Origin of the sequence: Rhodococcoides corynebacterioides NBRC 14404 (assembly GCF_001894765.1) — a bacterium.
GTDB lineage: Bacteria > Actinomycetota > Actinomycetes > Mycobacteriales > Mycobacteriaceae > Rhodococcoides > Rhodococcoides corynebacterioides.
Genome location: NZ_BCWV01000005.1, coordinates 234,577 through 251,147 on the forward strand (window position 1 = coordinate 234,577; position 16,571 = coordinate 251,147).

At 72.0% G+C, this 16,571-nt stretch carries 11 protein-coding genes; 4 read left to right on the plus strand and 7 right to left on the minus strand.

What is annotated here, in order from left to right; translation table 11 throughout:
• Positions 1-335: 335 nt before the first annotated feature.
• From RC2_RS13605 to RC2_RS13625, 5 genes are read right to left on the minus strand one after another with little or no spacing between them, the layout of a single operon-like run.
• Positions 336-4,460: a TIGR02680 family protein gene (locus tag RC2_RS13605; protein ID WP_068151546.1), complete on the minus strand. Its 4,125-nt coding sequence runs from the start codon at positions 4,458-4,460 to the stop codon at positions 336-338.
• Entirely contained in the window at positions 4,457-5,791 is a 1,335-nt protein-coding gene (locus tag RC2_RS13610; RefSeq protein WP_068151545.1) for a DUF2398 family protein, read from the minus strand. Before RC2_RS13610 ends, RC2_RS13605 begins: the two co-directional genes overlap by 4 nt.
• Positions 5,788-7,281, minus strand: a complete 1,494-nt coding sequence (locus RC2_RS13615; RefSeq protein ID WP_245811114.1) for a TIGR02677 family protein — start codon at positions 7,279-7,281, stop codon at positions 5,788-5,790. Before RC2_RS13615 ends, RC2_RS13610 begins: the two co-directional genes overlap by 4 nt.
• 50 nt (positions 7,282-7,331) lie before the next feature.
• A complete protein-coding gene (locus RC2_RS13620) occupies positions 7,332-8,480 on the minus strand; it encodes an MFS transporter (RefSeq protein WP_082895691.1) in 1,149 nt (382 codons plus the stop codon).
• Positions 8,481-8,505: 25 nt separating this feature from the next.
• Positions 8,506-9,336, minus strand: a complete 831-nt coding sequence (locus tag RC2_RS13625) for a PAC2 family protein (protein WP_082895690.1) — start codon at positions 9,334-9,336, stop codon at positions 8,506-8,508.
• 148 nt (positions 9,337-9,484) lie between these two features.
• Here RC2_RS13625 and metH point away from each other — a divergent pair, with 148 nt between their 5' ends.
• Genes metH through hisG form a run of 4 tightly spaced genes read left to right on the plus strand, consistent with a single transcriptional unit; the run spans position 9,485 to position 14,923 of the window.
• Complete coding sequence (gene metH, locus RC2_RS13630; RefSeq protein ID WP_068151532.1) at positions 9,485-13,054, plus strand: methionine synthase; 3,570 nt, start codon at positions 9,485-9,487, stop codon at positions 13,052-13,054.
• Entirely contained in the window at positions 13,047-13,718 is a 672-nt protein-coding gene (locus RC2_RS13635) for an HAD family hydrolase (RefSeq protein ID WP_068151530.1), read from the plus strand. The genes metH and RC2_RS13635 overlap by 8 nt, the downstream gene beginning before the upstream one ends.
• A gap of 25 nt (positions 13,719-13,743) precedes the next feature.
• Positions 13,744-14,025, plus strand: a complete 282-nt coding sequence (locus tag RC2_RS13640; protein WP_174552328.1) for a phosphoribosyl-ATP diphosphatase — start codon at positions 13,744-13,746, stop codon at positions 14,023-14,025.
• A gap of 46 nt (positions 14,026-14,071) precedes the next feature.
• Positions 14,072-14,923, plus strand: coding sequence for an ATP phosphoribosyltransferase (hisG, locus tag RC2_RS13645; RefSeq protein WP_068151526.1), 852 nt, complete (start codon positions 14,072-14,074; stop codon positions 14,921-14,923).
• On the opposite strand, the gene RC2_RS13650 is transcribed toward hisG, so the two are convergent.
• Positions 14,920-15,729: a thioesterase family protein gene (locus RC2_RS13650; RefSeq protein WP_068151559.1), complete on the minus strand. Its 810-nt coding sequence runs from the start codon at positions 15,727-15,729 to the stop codon at positions 14,920-14,922. The genes hisG and RC2_RS13650 overlap by 4 nt on opposite strands.
• Entirely contained in the window at positions 15,726-16,553 is an 828-nt protein-coding gene (locus RC2_RS13655) for a RecB family exonuclease (RefSeq protein WP_371828708.1), read from the minus strand. Before RC2_RS13655 ends, RC2_RS13650 begins: the two co-directional genes overlap by 4 nt.
• Positions 16,554-16,571: the final 18 nt, after the last annotated feature.

The window sequence follows — 16,571 nt, forward strand, 5'->3', positions numbered from 1 at the left end:
CTGCGCCGCGGACCTGAACGACGGCGCCGCCGGCAAGCTCGTCGACGAGTGCATCGCCGCCGGCCTGACCGTGAGCGCGGTCAGGGCGGAGCTGCGGCGCGGCGTCCGCCACAGCGCACGGGTGCGTCGGCTGATCGACACGGTCGCGCGCAACGTCGCCTCGGAACCCGAACGGCTGTTGATCCGCGCCCTCGCCGGCCGCGGATACCGACTGGAGGCCAACGCTCGGGTGGGGCAGTTCGTGGTGGATCTCCTGGACCGGCGAGCACGGCTGATCGTGGAAGTCGACGGGCTCGAATTCCACAGTGCGCCGGACGTGTTCCACCGTGCTCGCCCTACACCTCCGCGAAGTCGAGACCCCCCGACACCGGGGTGGGCACCCGGCGCCGCTGCGGCGAGCCGAGGGCGGCGGCGAGATCGGACCCGTCGTGTTCGGCGAGGAGTTCGCCGTCGTCCCAGACCAGCAGGGCTGCGCTGACCGTGTTCTCGGCCGCGGAGTGGGCCAGGTCGTAGTGCGCGCAGCCGGGAACGCCGGCGTAGGTGATCCAGAGGTCGTAGCCCGTCATGAACAGGTCCAGGTCGAACTGCACACTGAGGCCCAGCAATTCGCGTCGGCCGTTGTCGTCCACACCGGCGAACGCCTCGTCCAGCGCGAGCAGCCGGGGGGAGTGCGGATCCGCGGAGGACAGCATCACGTGCGCCGCCGCGAAGAGCGGCAGGTGCAACGACACCGACTGCTCGCCGCCGGAAAGCGCGCTGTGCCGGGCGACGGTGAGTCGATCCTCGGACCCGTCCGCGCCGAGAAGAGTGAAGGCGAACACCCGCCACTGCCGGTAATCGAGTGCCTCCGTGAGAATCTCGGGGTACGAGCGCTCGGGATGCGCCGCCCTGGCTGTGCGGATCCGCGCCGCGAACCACGCCCGGATGCGGGCCAGATCGTCCGGCGACAACGCGGCACTGTCCCGCTCGAGCAGCTTCGAGACGGCCCGCCCCTCGTCGTCGAGCGTGTCCGCGAGCACCCAATGGACGCCGATGGTGGACCCGGAGGACATCCGCCGTTCCTTCATCTCCGCCCCCATCCGGGCGATGAGGGCGCGCGCGTCGACGGTGCGCTCGTGGATCTGCTGCGCCAGGCCCGTCAGCAGGGCGTCCTCGAGGATGCGGCGTTCGGCGTCGGTCAGCAGGGTCTCCTGGTCGCGCCGAGCCTCCGCGACCCGGGAGGCGAACTCCGCCACGGTGGTTCGGCCGCGCTCGTCCTGCACCCGCACCACCGTGACGCCGTCGACGGCGTCCCACTCGAGGCGGAAGTCCTGACCCGACGCCGCCAGACCGGCATCGAACTCCTGCAGTGCCGTGGTGAGAGCGCTGCGGGTGGATTTGCGCGTCGAGTCGGTGGCCTTGACGTCGGCGGTGGCGGCAGCGAGGGCGGTCAGCAGACCGCGGACCTCGGTGGGCAGCACGTCCGGTACGTCGTCGGGCGTGGTGGCCGCCTCGGCCCGGTAGAGCACCTGCTCCGGCGTGGACCACGCGGCCTCGCTGGTGGGCCACGGGTGGTACGGAGCGCCGAGGACGGTCAGCAGGTCGGGTTCGGCGTACGGGGCCAATCGGCGAGCGTCCGTGAGGGTTTCGGTGACGGCCGCCGTCAGTTCCGCCGTCGCGGTGCGGAGCGCGCCGTCGGCGGCTCCGGTGTCCTCGCCCGCCGCGGTGGCCGCCTTGCGCGCCGCGGCCTGCTCCTTCTTGCACTCCTCGATGCGGCGGCGGACCGCGGCGAGCTCGGCGTCGATCTGCTCCGCGTCGGCGCCGAGGGACTCGCGCAGCACCTCGAGCTTCGCCGACTGCTGCTCGTATCCGGTCTCGGCGATCGCGGCCTCCTCGGCGTACTCCTCCGCGTTCCCGACGGCTTCGTCGAGGCGTGCCGACGCCTCCCGCTCGCGTTCGGCCGCGCGGTCGACGTCGCCGCGCTGCCGGAGAAGGGCGTGCCCGGTGTTCTCGAAATGGCGGATCGCGGCGGCGAGGGCGTCGAGTTCGCGTCCGGACGCGGGCACGCGATGCGTCACCGCGGCGGTCCGCAGCGCCTTCTCCGCGGCCGCCTGCGCAGCCACGGCCCGGTCGAGGTCCTGGTCCGCAGCGGCGGCGGCTTCCGAGATCGAGCGCAGCGCACCGGCCGCCTCGACGGTGCTGCGCAGCGCCGCCGTGATGGACGACGTGCCGGGCAGGCGGTCGACGGAGCGCTCCACGGCGTCGAGACGAGCGCGAGCGTCGCCGGCGGCACGGTCGGCGCTCTCCACCTGCGCGCGGGTCCGGTCGATCTCGGCGTCGAGTTCCGCCGCGCGAGCGGCTCGCCGACGCGCCCGCGCCGTGGCGCCGATGTACTCCGCGGCGGGCTTGGCATGGGACCCGCGCAGCACCCCCAGGGCGAAGGAGCCATCGGCGGCGACGCGGACGGGCCCGTCCCCACCGAGTGCCACGGACTCGAGGATCCGCCGCACCGCGTCCGCGTCGACGGCGGGGTCGTCCTCGACCGTGAGCACGTCGGCGAGCGAGGGTCCCTCGACGGGGCCGAGCGCGGTGAGCGCGGTGTCACCCCGCACAACCGCGCCGTCCTCGCCGACGAGGGCGTCGAGGATTCCCGCGGCCTCGAGGGCGGCCTCGAGACCGGCCGCGTCGGCGTCGTCGACGTGCTCGGCGAAGCGCACGAGCTGCCAGAGAGCCACGCCGTTCTCCCGCGGCCCGCGGATGTGCGGGACGGGCGGCGCGTCGTCGTGCTCGGCGGCGACGCGGGCACGGTCCGCCTCCAGCTCCGCGAGGTGTCCACGTGCGTCGTCGGCCGTGCGCGTCGCGTCCCGCTCGGCCGTCCGGAGGGCGTCGACGGTGTCGCGGAGGCGCTCGCGCAGCACGTCACGCACCGACGGAGCGTCGTCGTCTCCGAGGGCTTCGAGCGCCTCCGCGAGCGCCACGGGCACGTCGGCGTCGTCGACGACGCGCGAGGCCTCGGTCCACCACGACCGCAGCTCGCCGGCGCACCGTGACCGTGCCGCCGTGACCGTGGCCTCGGCGTCCTGCACAGCGGCCAGCGCGCGGTCGCGATCGTCGCGACCGCGGTCGGCCGCCCGCTCGGCGCGGGCGCGGTCGGCACTCGCGCGGTCGACCTGCTGCAGCGCCGCGCGGACCGCGCGGACGTCGGCGTCGCGCTCCTCCGCGTGGCCGCGCACGGCCGTGGTGATGCGGTCGACGCGCGCGTCGGCGGGCAAGGCGGTCCACGCGATCCCCGCATCCTCCGCCGCGGCCGTCAGCTCGTCCTCCGCGCGGGCGACGATCGTGGCCACCTCGCGAGCTCGCTCCGCCGCGGCGTCGGCGTCGGCGCGGCGACCGGCGACGGCCTCCTGCGCCCGGCGCGCCTTCTCGGCCTGCTGCTGGGTGGAGATCTCCAGGCGCCGAACGGCGTCGGCGAGATCGTCGAGTTGCTGCTTGCCCTCGTAGGCCGACGAGCGTTGCAGCGTCTGTTGGTCCGTCAGCGCGCGATCGAGAGCGCGATCGGCCTCGTCGAACCGGAGCTCGGCCGCCTCCCGCTCGGCCCGGCGTCGGTCCTGCAGGGCGCGGGCGGCGAACACGGCGGTGACGGCGTGATCGACCGCGTCCAGGCGGCGGGAGACCTGGTCGACGTCGGTCCGCGCCTGGACCGCCAGGTACCGGCCGTACACGTCGAGGAACGAGGTGGCGGCCCGATCCGCCTCGGCGATCCCCTCGAGCGCGCGGCCCACCTCCTCCATGTCGCTGAAGGACCGCGCCGCGTCCAGGACCAGGTGGTCGTCCAGCGGGCGCAGGCCGTCCGACAGCGCCCGCGAGAGGCCCTTCGGGTCGAGGTTCTTCGCGAGCTGCGGGCGCCGGAGCGTCAGCACGAGCGTGATGAGCTGGTCGTAGCGCTCGGCCCCGAGGCCGAACATGCGCGCGTCGATGGCCGCCCGATAGTCGATCGGGCGATCGACGATGGCGTCGCTGCCGATCTGGTCCGCCAACTGCTTCTTGGTGAGAGGACGGTCATCGTCTCCGAGCAGCGAGAAGTCGACGCCCACCCGGCCGTCGACGACGAAGTACCACCGGGTGACCTTGTCGACGGACCGGGTGGCGCGCATACCGATGCCCACCGTGACGCATTCCGGATCGTCGGCTCGACCGCGGCCGAACTCCATCCACACGTAGCTGTGCGCCGAATCCTGGCCCCGGTACAGGAGATTGGACTTCATGGTGCGTTCCTCGCCCGCGAACGGGTTCAGGCGACGCGGCTCGATGCGACCGTCGAGCACGAACGGGTAGAGCACCTCGAGGGCCTTGGTCTTGCCGGAGCCGTTGGGTCCACGCAACACCAGGCGACCGTCGGCGAAGGAGAACTCCTGATCCCGGTAGTCCCACAGGTTGACGATGCCGGCCCGCGTGGGGCGGAAGCGGGAAGTACGGGTCACGAGAGGTCCTCCGTGCGTGCGGGTTCGAACAGATCGGGGGCGGCCGAGCGCTCGCGCACCGTCACCACCACCCCGCGGTAGCGGGCGAGGGCCGGCAGCGCCGCGACACCGCCGTCGACCGGAGCGATCAGCGTCAACCGTTCGAGCAGGGTGAGCGCAGCGCGCCGGAGACCGGCGGCGTCCGCCTGCCACTGGGCGGCGAACGTCCGCCCGTAGGTGCGGACGACGGTCTCGACGGTCTCGGCGAGCCAGGCATCCGAGACCACCGGATGCAGCGGCGGTGCGGCGGGAACGTGATCCGGATCGGCCGCGGGATCGGGCTCGTCGTTCAGCGTCTCGAACACGCCGCCGACGGGGACGGCCGTGTCGAGTGCCGCGACCAGGTCCGCGGTGCGGTCGATCGTCACTGCCACGCGAGGCAGGGCATCGCCGTCGGGATCGAGCACCCGATCGGCGATCTCCCCGGCCAGCAGCAGCGCCACCTGGGCGACCGTGCCGGTGGACGGGAAGCGGAGGTCGGACAACCGTCCCGACGTGTCGATCAGCGCGACCCCCTCGGCGCGACGCTCGGCGGTCAGACCGGTGAGCAGCGCCACGTCCGCGATCGACCGGGCGTCGGGAACGTCCTGCTCGGTCGACGCGTCGTACACCACCGGCCGTTCGACCAGGGCACGGCGAGCGCGGCGGGCACGGTCGGCAGCGTCACGGGGTGGATCGGCGAGCAGGCCCGCCGCGCCCGCGAGGTGTTGCACCGGCCGGGGTGGTCGGAACAGGGCGGCGACGATGCTCGGGTCGATGTCGTAGAGCGCCTCGCCGGAGTCCGGATCGCGGGCCCAGCCGCCCGCGTCGCCGTCGGCGAGGCTGATCGCTCCGCGAGTGGTGAGCCACGAGACCGCGTCGACGAAGGCATCGCGGTCGGCCGCCCGGTCGGTGTCCAGGTCGACCCCCACCACGCGGCGGGCTTCCGAGGTCACGGCGTCGGCGAGTTCGGACAGCGTGACCTGGTCGCCTGCCCGGCCGAGCGCGGCCAGCACCAGAGCCACCAGGGCGTAGCGACGACGGTCGAACACGCGGTCCGCGGCCGTGCGGGCCGGCCGGGTGGCATCGAGCCGATCGACGACGGGATGCAGGCGCGCGGTGGTCTCGGTGACCTCGAGGCGGTAGCCGAACGCGTCCTGGAGATCCTCGCGCAGTTCCGTCGCCCACCGCCGCACCAACGGCAGGGCGACGCGATCCGGGTAGGTCCGGGTGATCAGGTGGTGGGACAGAACGGTCCGCACGGCGCGCTGGTAGTTGTCGAGCGCGAGGCCCGGGACCGAGTGCACCCTCATCGGTGCGCTCCCGGGGCACGTCGGGTGACGGTGACGGCCAGCTTGTCCAGGTGCAGCACGCCGCGGTGCGTCCGAACCACGGTCGAGTGCTCGGACGGGACGAGGGTCAACGACGTCGCTCCCTCGGTTCCGGTGGTCGACTCGAGTCGCCCGGTCACCGGCACCCGCGCGCCGAGGGCCGCGTCGAGGAGGGTCAGCAGGACCGCGGTCTCCTCCGGACCGAGGACGCGGCCGTCGACACCGCCGTCCCCGAGCGCCGTGGCGGCCTCGGCGCGGCGACGCTGCGCGTCGAGTTGACGCTCGCGCAGTCGACGCATCCCGGCGTCGTTGCGGTGGACGCGCGCCGGTGCGCCCGCGGTCGGGGCTCGGCCCGTCTCGGCCAGGGTGCGGGCGATCTCGACGGGAGGGGCGTCCCACCACGACCGGTGGTCGGGGATCAGTTCGGCGTCGGGATGTGCCATCGACAGGTGCCGTGGCCGGCCCAGCCCGAACGTCGCGTCGAACAGCGCGTGTGCCGCGTCCTCGGTGGGAGCGGCGGCGAACCACCCCGCGAGGTGGCGCAACTGCGATTCCCGACTGACGCCGGTACGACGACTCTCGGTCACCCGCCGCAGCAACGCGAGCACCGCGGTGATCGCACTCATGGTGCCGTCGCGGAGACGGTCGACCTCGGCGGTGCCGTCGTCGGCCGCGAACCAGTGGACGAGCCCCGCCCAGCGGGCCGCGCGGTCGGCGCGGCGGTCGGTGCGCTCGAGGAAGACCCGCTCGTCGCTGTCGGCCGCGCGGTCCAGCAGGGCGTCGAGGCCGGTCCGCTCGACCGCGTCGATGGCCGCCGCGAGCTTCGGCGCGTAGCGCGCGAGGTCGGAGGAGAACTCGCGCATGTGCGCGAGCAGGGCGTCCTTGTGAGCCAGGAACGTCTCCGGGGTGACGTCGGTCGTGCGCACGAGGTCCCCGAGCGAGAGGTAGAAGTGCGCGGCGCGGGTGGCCAGGTCGTTCAGCGCGGCGTCGAGACGCACGAGCTTGCGATGCACCAGGTCCGCGTCACCCGCCCGATTGGCCGCGGCCAGATCCTCGAGGTCGGCGAGCAGCTCGGGCAGGGCCAGCCGGGACAGCGCGGCGTCGTCGGGACGCGCGGCGACGACGTCCTCCACCGCGCGGTAGGCGTGATAGCCCACCTGACCGAACTGGTAGACGTAATGGCGGTTGCGGTACTCCGCGAGGGTGGCGGCACGGGACCCGTCGTAGCTGCGTTCGAGCACACCCCAGGTGTGCAGCTGGTCGAGCAGCGGCCCGATCTCTGCCGCGGTGAGAGTGTCCCCGGAGCCGGTCCGGGCCAGGATGTCGGCGACGTCGCCCGCGTGGAGAAGCACGACGTACCCCGTTCGGGCGTGGTCGAACGCGCGGAGAACCCGCAGGTAGTCCAGCCGTTTCTCGGCCGTGGCGAACGACAGCAGCCGCAGGCGGTCGTCCAGTGCGGTCGAATCGGTCACCGAAACAGGGTAGGGGTCGCTCCGGTCCGACCCCGCGCGGGTGGCGGGGCTCACCGCCGGGTCCCGCGCAGCACGAGCAGGGGTGCGGCGATGCCCAGCAGCAGCGCCGGGACGACGAACGCCACGTGCGGATGCACCGCGTAGAGAGGCGTCAGCGCCAGCGGCGCGGCGGCCGCGCCGAAGAATCGGAACGACTGCACCACGGACACCGCACCGCCCCGATTGGCGCCGGCCGAGCCCAGCACCGCGGTGTTGACCCCGACCAGGATCATCTGGGAGGCGACGCCGGCCGCGGCCCACACCAGCGCCACCACCAGCAGCACGTCGACGGTGCCGGCGACGAGCACCGCCGCCGCGCCCACCGGGGCGGCGAGGACGATGGTCCGCCGCGCACCCCATCGATCGATCAACCCGCCCGCGCGGCGCGCCGTGAGGATGCCGGCGACACCGAAGACGGTGAGCAGCAGCCCGCGCTGTGCGGCGGTGAGTCCGAAGGTGTCCTCGCCGCGGAAGGCGACGAGGAAGCTCAGGCCGCCGAGGGCGCCCCAGCCGAGGAAGGCCACCGTCGCCACCCGCAGGACCGGGAGGGTCACCGCGTCGCGCAACCGTCCCGCCGGCGCCCCCCGCTCGGATTCTCGATCGTCGTCGACCTCACCGGGCAGTCCGGCGGCGCCGAGCGCCACCGACACCACCGCGAGCACGACGAAGGCCAGCCGCCAGTCGAGTTCGGCGGACAATCCGCCCACCAGGGGAGCGCTGGTCTGCCCGGCAGCCTGGCAGGCGCCGAACGTGCCGAGGACGCGCCCGAGGCGCTCGCGCGGGGTGACCGCGGCCAGGGCCGCCAGCAGCAGGGGAGTGGTGAACGAGTTGGCGACGCCTTGCACCGCACGAGCACCGAGCAGCAGGCCCAGCGTGGGTGCGAGAGCACACGCCAGCGAGGACACGGCGTACAGCGCGTAGGCCCAGCGCACCGTCCGCACGCGGCCCCACCGCGCGCCGAGCGTTCCCGAGACGAGCATGACCGCCGCGAACGGCAGCAGATACGCGGTGAGCGACGACGACGCGGTGCCCGTCGACACGCCGAGGTCACCGCCGATCTCCGGCAGCATCGAGGCCACGACACCGCCGCCGAACGGTCCGAGGAACCCGCCCGCGTACAGCGCGGCGACCCGCAGCGACGCCCAACGGCCCTCGCTCACCACCGGCGTGGCCGGTGAGCGGGGCTCACGCGCCGAACCGGCCCGGACCGCGTCGGCGCAGGTACCGCTCGAACTCCGCCGCCAGCGCGTCGCCGTCCACCTTGGCCACGGCCTCGTTCATGTCGACCTCGGCGTCGCCGCGCTCCTCGAGCGAGCGGACGTACTCGGCGATCTCCTCGTCGTCCTCGGTCATCTCGGTGACCTGCTGCTCCCAGTCCTCCGCCTGTGTGGGCAGCTCGCCGAGGGGCACCTCGATGTCGAGCACGTCCTCGACACGCTGCAGCAGCGCCACGGTCGCCTTGGGGTTCGGCGGCTGCGACACGTAGTGCGGCACGGCCGCCCACAACGACACGGCCGGGACCCCGGCGCGCACGCACTGGTCCTGCAGGACACCGGTGATGCCCGTCGGGCCCTCGTACCGCGTCTGCTCCAGGTTGAACTGTTCGGCGGCGTCGGTGCTGTACGCGGTACCGGTCACCGGAACGGGCCGCGTGTGCGGCGTGTCGGCGAGCAGCGCGCCCAGGATGACGACGGTCCGCACACCCAGTTCCTCGACGAAATCGAGCAGGTCGTCGCAGAAGCTGCGCCACCGCATGTTCGGCTCGATGCCGCGGAGCAACACCACGTCGCGATCGCTACCGGGAGGCGAGCACAGCGACAGCCGGGTCGACGGCCAGTCGATCTCCCGCGTCACCCCGTCGACCTGCCGGACGGTGGGCCGGTTCACCTGGTAGTCGTAGTAGTCCTCGGAATCGAGTTCGGCGAGCGGCGCCGCGTCCCAGATCAGTTCCAGGTGCTCGACGGCCCCGCTGGCCGCGTCGCCCGCGTCGTTCCACCCCTCGAACGCCGCGACCATGACGGGGTCACGCAGCGTCGGCACGGCCCGATCGTCGCCGTCGTCCGTCTCGCGTTCGCCCGGGGGCTCGAATGGCTCGCTCACCCGCCCAGCCTACGACCCCCCTCTCCCGCGCCGATGTGTCGTGGTCGCCCTCTACGCTTGAACCATGCCTGTCGAATTCCGGTCACGCCTGCTCGATGCGCTGAACCAGCGCGTTGTCATCGGCGACGGTGCCATGGGCACGATGTTGCAGGCGGCGGACCTCACGTTGGACGACTTCCGCGGGCTCGAGGGGTGCAACGAGATCCTCAACGACACGCGCCCCGACGTGCTCCGCGCGATCCACCGCGAGTACTTCGAGGCCGGTGCCGACGCGGTGGAGACCAACACCTTCGGCTGCAACCTCCCCAACCTCGCGGACTACGACATCGCGGATCGGATTCGCGAGCTCTCCTACAAGGGAACCGCGCTCGCCCGCGAGGTGGCGGACGAGGTGGGGCCGGGCCGGGACGGGATGGGCCGGTTCGTCCTCGGCTCCCTCGGTCCGGGCACCAAGCTGCCGACGCTCGGACACGCCCCGTTCCGCGCGCTGCGCGATGCGTACACCGAGGCCGCGCTCGGCATGATCGACGGCGGTGCCGACGCCGTGCTGATCGAGACCTGCCAGGACCTGCTGCAGGTCAAGGCCGCGATCCTGGGGTCGCAGGCCGCCATGGAGCAGCTGGGCGTGCGGATCCCGATCATCACGCACGTCACGGTCGAGACCACCGGAACCATGTTGCTCGGCAGCGAGATCGGCGCGGCGCTGACCGCGATCGAGCCGCTCGGGGTCGACATGATCGGGTTGAACTGCGCCACCGGTCCGGCGGAGATGAGCGAGCACCTGCGCCACCTCAGCAAGCACGCCACGGTGCCGGTGTCGGTCATGCCGAACGCCGGTCTGCCGCAGCTCGGACCGAAGGGCGCGGAGTACCCCCTGGCGCCCGACGAGCTGGCCGAGGCCCTCCGCGGTTTCGTCACCGACTACGGCCTCGCGCTGGTGGGTGGCTGCTGCGGCACCACCCCGGAGCACATCCGCCAGGTCGCCGACGCGGTGCACGACGCCCCGCGGGGCCACCGGACCCCGGCGCCGGAGAACGGCGTGTCCTCCCTCTACGCAGCGGTGCCGTTCGATCAGGATTCGTCGGTGCTCATGATCGGTGAGCGGACCAACACCAACGGCTCCAAGGCATTTCGCGAGGCGATGATCGCGGAGGACTACCAGAAGTGCATCGACATCGCGAAGGACCAGACCCGCGACGGCGCTCACATGCTCGACCTCAACGTCGACTACGTGGGCCGCGACGGCGCGGCGGACATGGCGGCACTCGCGTCCCGGTTCGCCACGTCCTCGACGCTGCCGATCATGCTCGACTCCACCGAGCCGGCGGTGCTCGAGGCCGGTCTCGAACACCTCGGCGGCCGCTGCGCGGTCAACTCGGTGAACTACGAGGACGGTGACGGGCCGGGCTCGCGCTTCGAGCGCATCATGCAGCTGGTCACCCGTCACGGCGCCGCCGTCGTCGCCCTCACCATCGACGAGGAGGGCCAGGCGCGGACCGCGGAGTGGAAGGTGCGCATCGCCGAGCGCCTCATCACCGACATCACCGAGAACTGGGGTGTGCCGAAGTCCGACATCATCATCGACGCGCTGACCTTCCCCATCTCCACCGGGCAGGAGGAGGTGCGCCGGGACGGCATCGAGACGATCGAGGCCATTCGCACGCTGCACGAGCGGCACCCCGAGCTGCACTTCACCCTGGGCATCTCCAACATCTCGTTCGGCCTGAACCCGGCCGCGCGGCAGGTCCTGAACTCGGTCTTCCTTCACGAGTGCACGGAGGCCGGTCTCGACACCGCCATCGTCCACGCGTCGAAGATCCTGCCGATGGCCCGGATCCCCGACGAGCAGCGTCAGGTGGCGCTCGATCTGGTCTACGACCGTCGGCGCGAGGGGTACGACCCCCTGCAGGCGCTCATGGCGCTCTTCGAGGGCGTCTCCGCCGCGTCGGCGCGCGAATCGCGGGCGCAGGAACTCGCCGGTCTACCGCTGTTCGAGCGGCTGGAGCGTCGCATCGTCGACGGGGAGCGTGCCGGCCTGGGCGACGACCTCGACGAGGCCATGCAGACCACGCCGCCGCTGGCCATCATCAACGAGACCCTGCTGTCCGGCATGAAGACGGTGGGCGAGCTGTTCGGCTCGGGTCAGATGCAGTTGCCGTTCGTGCTGCAGTCCGCCGAGGTGATGAAAGCCGCAGTGGCACATCTGGAACCGCACATGGAGGCGACCGACGAGGACGGCAAGGGCCGCATCGTCCTGGCCACCGTCAAGGGCGACGTGCACGACATCGGCAAGAACCTCGTCGACATCATCCTCAGCAACAACGGCTACGAGGTGGTCAACCTCGGCATCAAGCAGCCCATCCAGGCCATCCTCGACGCCGCGGTGGACAAGCGGGCCGACGTCATCGGCATGTCCGGACTGCTGGTGAAGTCCACCGTGGTGATGAAGGAGAATCTCCTCGAGCTGAACGCCAAGGGTGTCGCGGAGCAGTTCCCCGTGCTGCTCGGCGGCGCGGCGCTCACCCGCAGCTACGTCGAGAACGACCTCGCGGAGGTGTACGAGGGCGAGGTCTCCTACGCCCGCGACGCGTTCGAGGGGCTGCGCCTCATGGACAGCATCATGAACACCAAGCGCGGTGTCGCTCCCGCCCCCGACAGCCCGGAGGCACTCGCCGCGGCGGCCAAGGTGGCCGAGCGCAAGGAACGCCACGAGCGCTCGCGCCGGATCGCCGAGAAGCGCAAGGCCGCCGAGGTCCCGGTGGAGATCCCGGCGCGGTCGGACGTCGCGGTGGAGAAGGAACTGCCGACGCCGCCGTTCTGGGGCAGCCGCATCGTCAAGGGCATCGCCCTGGCCGAGTACTCGGGACTGCTGGACGAACGTGCCCTGTTCCTCGGCCAGTGGGGCCTGCGCGGCGCCCGCGCCGGCGACGGCCCGACGTACGAGGACCTGGTGGAGACCGAGGGTCGGCCGCGTCTGCGGTACTGGCTCGACCGTCTCAGCACGGACGGCATCCTCGCCCACGCCGCGCTGGTCTACGGGTACTTCCCGGCGGTCTCCGAGGGCAACGATCTCGTGGTGCTCGAATCGCCGGAACCCGATGCGCCGGAACGGGTTCGGTTCACCTTTCCCCGTCAGGACCGTGGGCGGTTCCTGTGCATCGCCGACTTCGTCCGGTCCCGCGACCTCGCTCGCGAGACCGGGGTGGTCGACGTCCTGCCGATGAACCTGGTCACCATGGGCCAGCCCATCGCGGATTTCGCCAACGAGCTCTTCGCGGCCGACGCCTACCGCGACTACCTCGAGGTGCACGGCATCGGCGTCCAGCTGACCGAGGCGCTGGCGGAGTACTGGCACCGCCGGGTCCGTGAGGAGCTCGTGCTCCCCGGCGGCCGCTCGCTGGTCGACCAGGACCCCGACGAGGTCGAGGGCTACTTCAAGCTCGAGTATCGCGGCGCGCGGTACTCGTTCGGCTACGGCGCCTGCCCCGACCTCGAGGACCGCATCAAGCTGGTCTCGCTGCTCGAGCCGCAGCGCATCGGCGTCGACCTGTCCGAGGAACTGCAACTGCACCCGGAGCAGTCGACCGACGCGTTCGTGCTCCACCACCCGGAGGCCAAGTACTTCAATGTCTGAACTCCAGGCCGTCCTGTTCGACATGGACGGCACGTTGCTCGACTCGGAGCGACTGTGGGACGTCGCCGTCTACGAGCTCTCCGCGCGGTTGGGCCGAGAACTGACGTCCGAGGTCCGGGAGTCGACGCTGGGCAATTCCATGCAGGGAGCGCTCGCCAAGGTGTTCGCGCACGTGGGCCGGGAGGCGACGCCGGAGAACCTCGCCGAGGCCGCGGAGTGGCTCAACGGGCGCGTCCGCGTGCTGTTCGCGGACGGTCTGCCCTGGCTTCCCGGGGCCGCGGAGACCCTGGACGCGGTCAAGGCCGCCGGTCTGGGCTGCGCGCTGGTCACCAACACCGAGCGGGCGTTGACGGAGGTCGCGCTGGAGACGCTGGGACGTCACCGCTTCGACGCGACGGTCTGCGGCGACGAGGTCGCGTCGGCCAAGCCGTCGCCGGATCCCTACCTTCGGGCGGCTCGCCTGCTCGGGGTCGACCCGGCGTCCTGCGTCGCCGTCGAGGACTCGCCCACGGGGACGCAGGCCGCGAGTACCGCCGGGTGCGCGGTTCTGGTCGTCGGCACGGAGGTCCCGGTGCCCGCGGCGCCGGGACGCACCTTCCGCGACGGGCTCGTGGGGGTCACCGTCGACGAGCTCCGGGACGTCTCCACGCGGCGACCGTCCTGACCGCTGCACGTCGGGTCGCCGTGACGTGGAACAATCAGGCCCCGTGAAGAACTTCGATTCCCTGTTCGCCGAGCTCACCGATCGTGCCGTGACCCGCCCCGAGGGGTCGGGCACGGTGGCAGCGTTGGACGCCGGTGTGCATGCGCAGGGGAAGAAGGTTCTCGAGGAGGCCGGTGAGGTCTGGATCGCTGCGGAGCACGAGTCGGACGAGGCCCTCGCCGAGGAGATCTCGCAGCTCCTCTACTGGGTCCAGGTGCTCATGGTGGGCAGGAACATCTCGCTCGAGGACGTCTACCGACATCTGTGACGCCCGCCGTCGCCCCTCCCTCCCACCGAGAACCGAAAGCCGAACCATGTTGCGTGTCGCCGTTCCCAACAAGGGCGCCCTGTCCGAGCTCGCCGCCGAGATCCTCACCGAGGCCGGATACCGCCGCCGTACCGACTCCCGTGACCTCACGGTGCTCGACCCCGCCAACAACGTCGAGTTCTTCTTCCTCCGCCCCAAGGACATCGCCATCTACGTCGGATCGGGGGAGTTGGACCTGGGCATCACCGGGCGAGACCTCGCGCTCGATTCCGGCGCTCCCGTGGCCGAGCGCCTCGCGCTGGGCTTCGGATCCAGCACCTTCCGGTACGCCGCGCCGGCGGGCCGGGAGTGGTCCCCGGAGGACCTCGCGGGGCTCCGCATCGCCACGTCCTACCCCAACCTGGTGCGCGCCGATCTCGCCCGACGCGGCCTCGAGGCCACCGTCATCCGCCTCGACGGCGCCGTGGAGATCTCCATCCAGCTCGGCGTGGCCGACGCCATCGCGGACGTCGTCGGCTCGGGACGCACACTGCGCCAACACGATCTGTTGGCCTTCGGCGAATCGCTGTGCGACTCCGAGGGTGTGCTCATCGAGCGCGAGGGGTCCGATGGGCACGATCGCGCTCGCAACCAGTTGATCGCCCGCGTGCAGGGTGTGGTGTTCGCCCAGCAGTACCTGATGCTGGACTACGACTGCCCCCGCTCGTTGCTCGACCAAGCGGTCGAGATCACACCGGGGCTCGAGTCGCCCACCCTGTCGCCGCTGGCCGACGAGGCCTGGGTCGCCATCCGGGCCATGGTGCCGCGCAAGGGGCACAACGCGGTGATGGACCGTCTGGCCGACCTGGGCGCGAAAGCGATTCTGGCGTCGGACATCCGGTCCTGCCGAGCGTTCTAACCCCGCGCCCGCACCTCGAGCGTCTGGAAGGACCGGCCCACGGGGCCGTGCTCGTCGTGCAGGACGGCCGAGCACAGCCCCACGCCGTCGTCGCTCAGCGCGGTGCTCGCCTGCACCCCGACCCACTCGCCGCGCGGCACGCGCACGATCTCGACCGTCAGGTCGGTGTTGAGGAACGTGTGGCGGGTGGGATCGATGCGCGCGGCGACGCCGTTGGCGATGTCCGCGACCGCGAACAGTCGCACGATCGGTGACGTCGACTCACCCTGCACCACAGGGTGTTTCGGTCGAGCCCACACCGATCCGGGGCCGCTCTCGGTGGCGGACTCGCCGCCGCGGAAGTCCAGGCTGTCCAGGAAACCGCCGTGCCAGTGCTCGGGGAACACCCACCGGGACTCGCTCTCGTGCGGACCGGGACGCAGCGGAGGGTCGACGTCGTGTCGGATCGACGCAGTGTCCGACGTCGCGATGCGCCATCCGGTGCCGCGAGCGACCGTGCGGGGACGGCCGTCGGGACCGTCGGCGACCAGTTCCGCCGACAGCATCGACACCCGGCGCCCGGGCCGCTCCACGCGTGCGCGCACGTCCAGTTCGCCGACCGGAATCGGTCCCAGGATCTCCATGGTGACCCGGGCGAGGCGGCTGCCCTCCTGCGGCGAGCACTGCTCGAGTGCGCGGGCGAGCAGCGCGGACGGGGGAGCGCCGTGCTGCATCGTCTCCGCCCACACGCTGGTGGTGTAGGCCGTCGCCCGGACGCTCTCGACGCCCTCCCGCCGCGGCGCGATCGGCACGAAGAGGGCGGTCACGACACCGCCTCCGTGCCGGGCCACCCGGGGTACTCGGGTGGCGTGCCCCCGAAGGACGGGCACAGTGCCTGGTAGTCGCACCACGAACACAACCGGCTCTTCCTGGGCCGGAAGTCTCCCGTCTCGCCGGCGGTGCGGATGGCGGCCCAGATGGCCGTCAACGTCCGCTCGAACCGAACGAGCTCGTCGGCGTCGGGCGTGTAGGTGAGCTCCTGACCGTCCGCGAGGAAGATCAGCTTGAGCTGCGCCGGCACCACTCCGCGGGTGCGCAGCAGCACCAGCGCGTAGAACTTCATCTGGAACAGCGACTTCGGCTCGGCGAGCTCGCGCGGCGCACGGCCCGTCTTGTAGTCGACCACCCGCACGGCACCACTGGGGGCGACGTCGATGCGATCGACGATGCCGCGCAGCACCACACCGTCGGCCAGCTCGGTCTCGACCGACTGCTCGCAGGACTCCGGATCGAAGCGCGTGGGGTCCTCGAGCGCGTAGTACGCGGCCACCAGAGCCTGCGCCTCCGCCAGGAACTTCTCCACCTCGTGCTCGGCGACCACCTCGCCCGCGAACTCGCGCTCGGCCTTCACCTCGGCCCACGACTGCTCGATGAGCGCGAGCGCCCGCTCGGTCACCCGATCCGCGGCCGGCAACCCGAAGAGATTCTCGAGCACGCGGTGGACGAGGGTGCCGCGCAGCTGCGCCTTGGACGGGGGCGCCGGGATGCGGTCGATGGCCCGGAACCGGTAGAGCAGCGGGCACTGCTTGTAATCGGCTGCACGAGAGGGCGACAGCGCCGGACGGCGCCGCACCCGGGGTTCGGTGGAGATGCTCACGGCTCACGACAC

Excerpts from the sequence above, each read along its gene's own strand:
- RC2_RS13610 (WP_068151545.1), bottom strand. The coding sequence starts at position 5,791 with ATGAGGGTGCACTCGGTCCCGGGCCTCGCGCTCGACAACTACCAGCGC.
- RC2_RS13625 (WP_082895690.1), bottom strand. The coding sequence starts at position 9,336 with ATGGTCGCGGCGTTCGAGGGGTGGAACGACGCGGGCGACGCGGCCAGC.
- metH (WP_068151532.1), top strand. The coding sequence starts at position 9,485 with ATGCCTGTCGAATTCCGGTCACGCCTGCTCGATGCGCTGAACCAGCGC.
- RC2_RS13635 (WP_068151530.1), top strand. The coding sequence starts at position 13,047 with ATGTCTGAACTCCAGGCCGTCCTGTTCGACATGGACGGCACGTTGCTC.
- hisG (WP_068151526.1), top strand. The coding sequence starts at position 14,072 with ATGTTGCGTGTCGCCGTTCCCAACAAGGGCGCCCTGTCCGAGCTCGCC.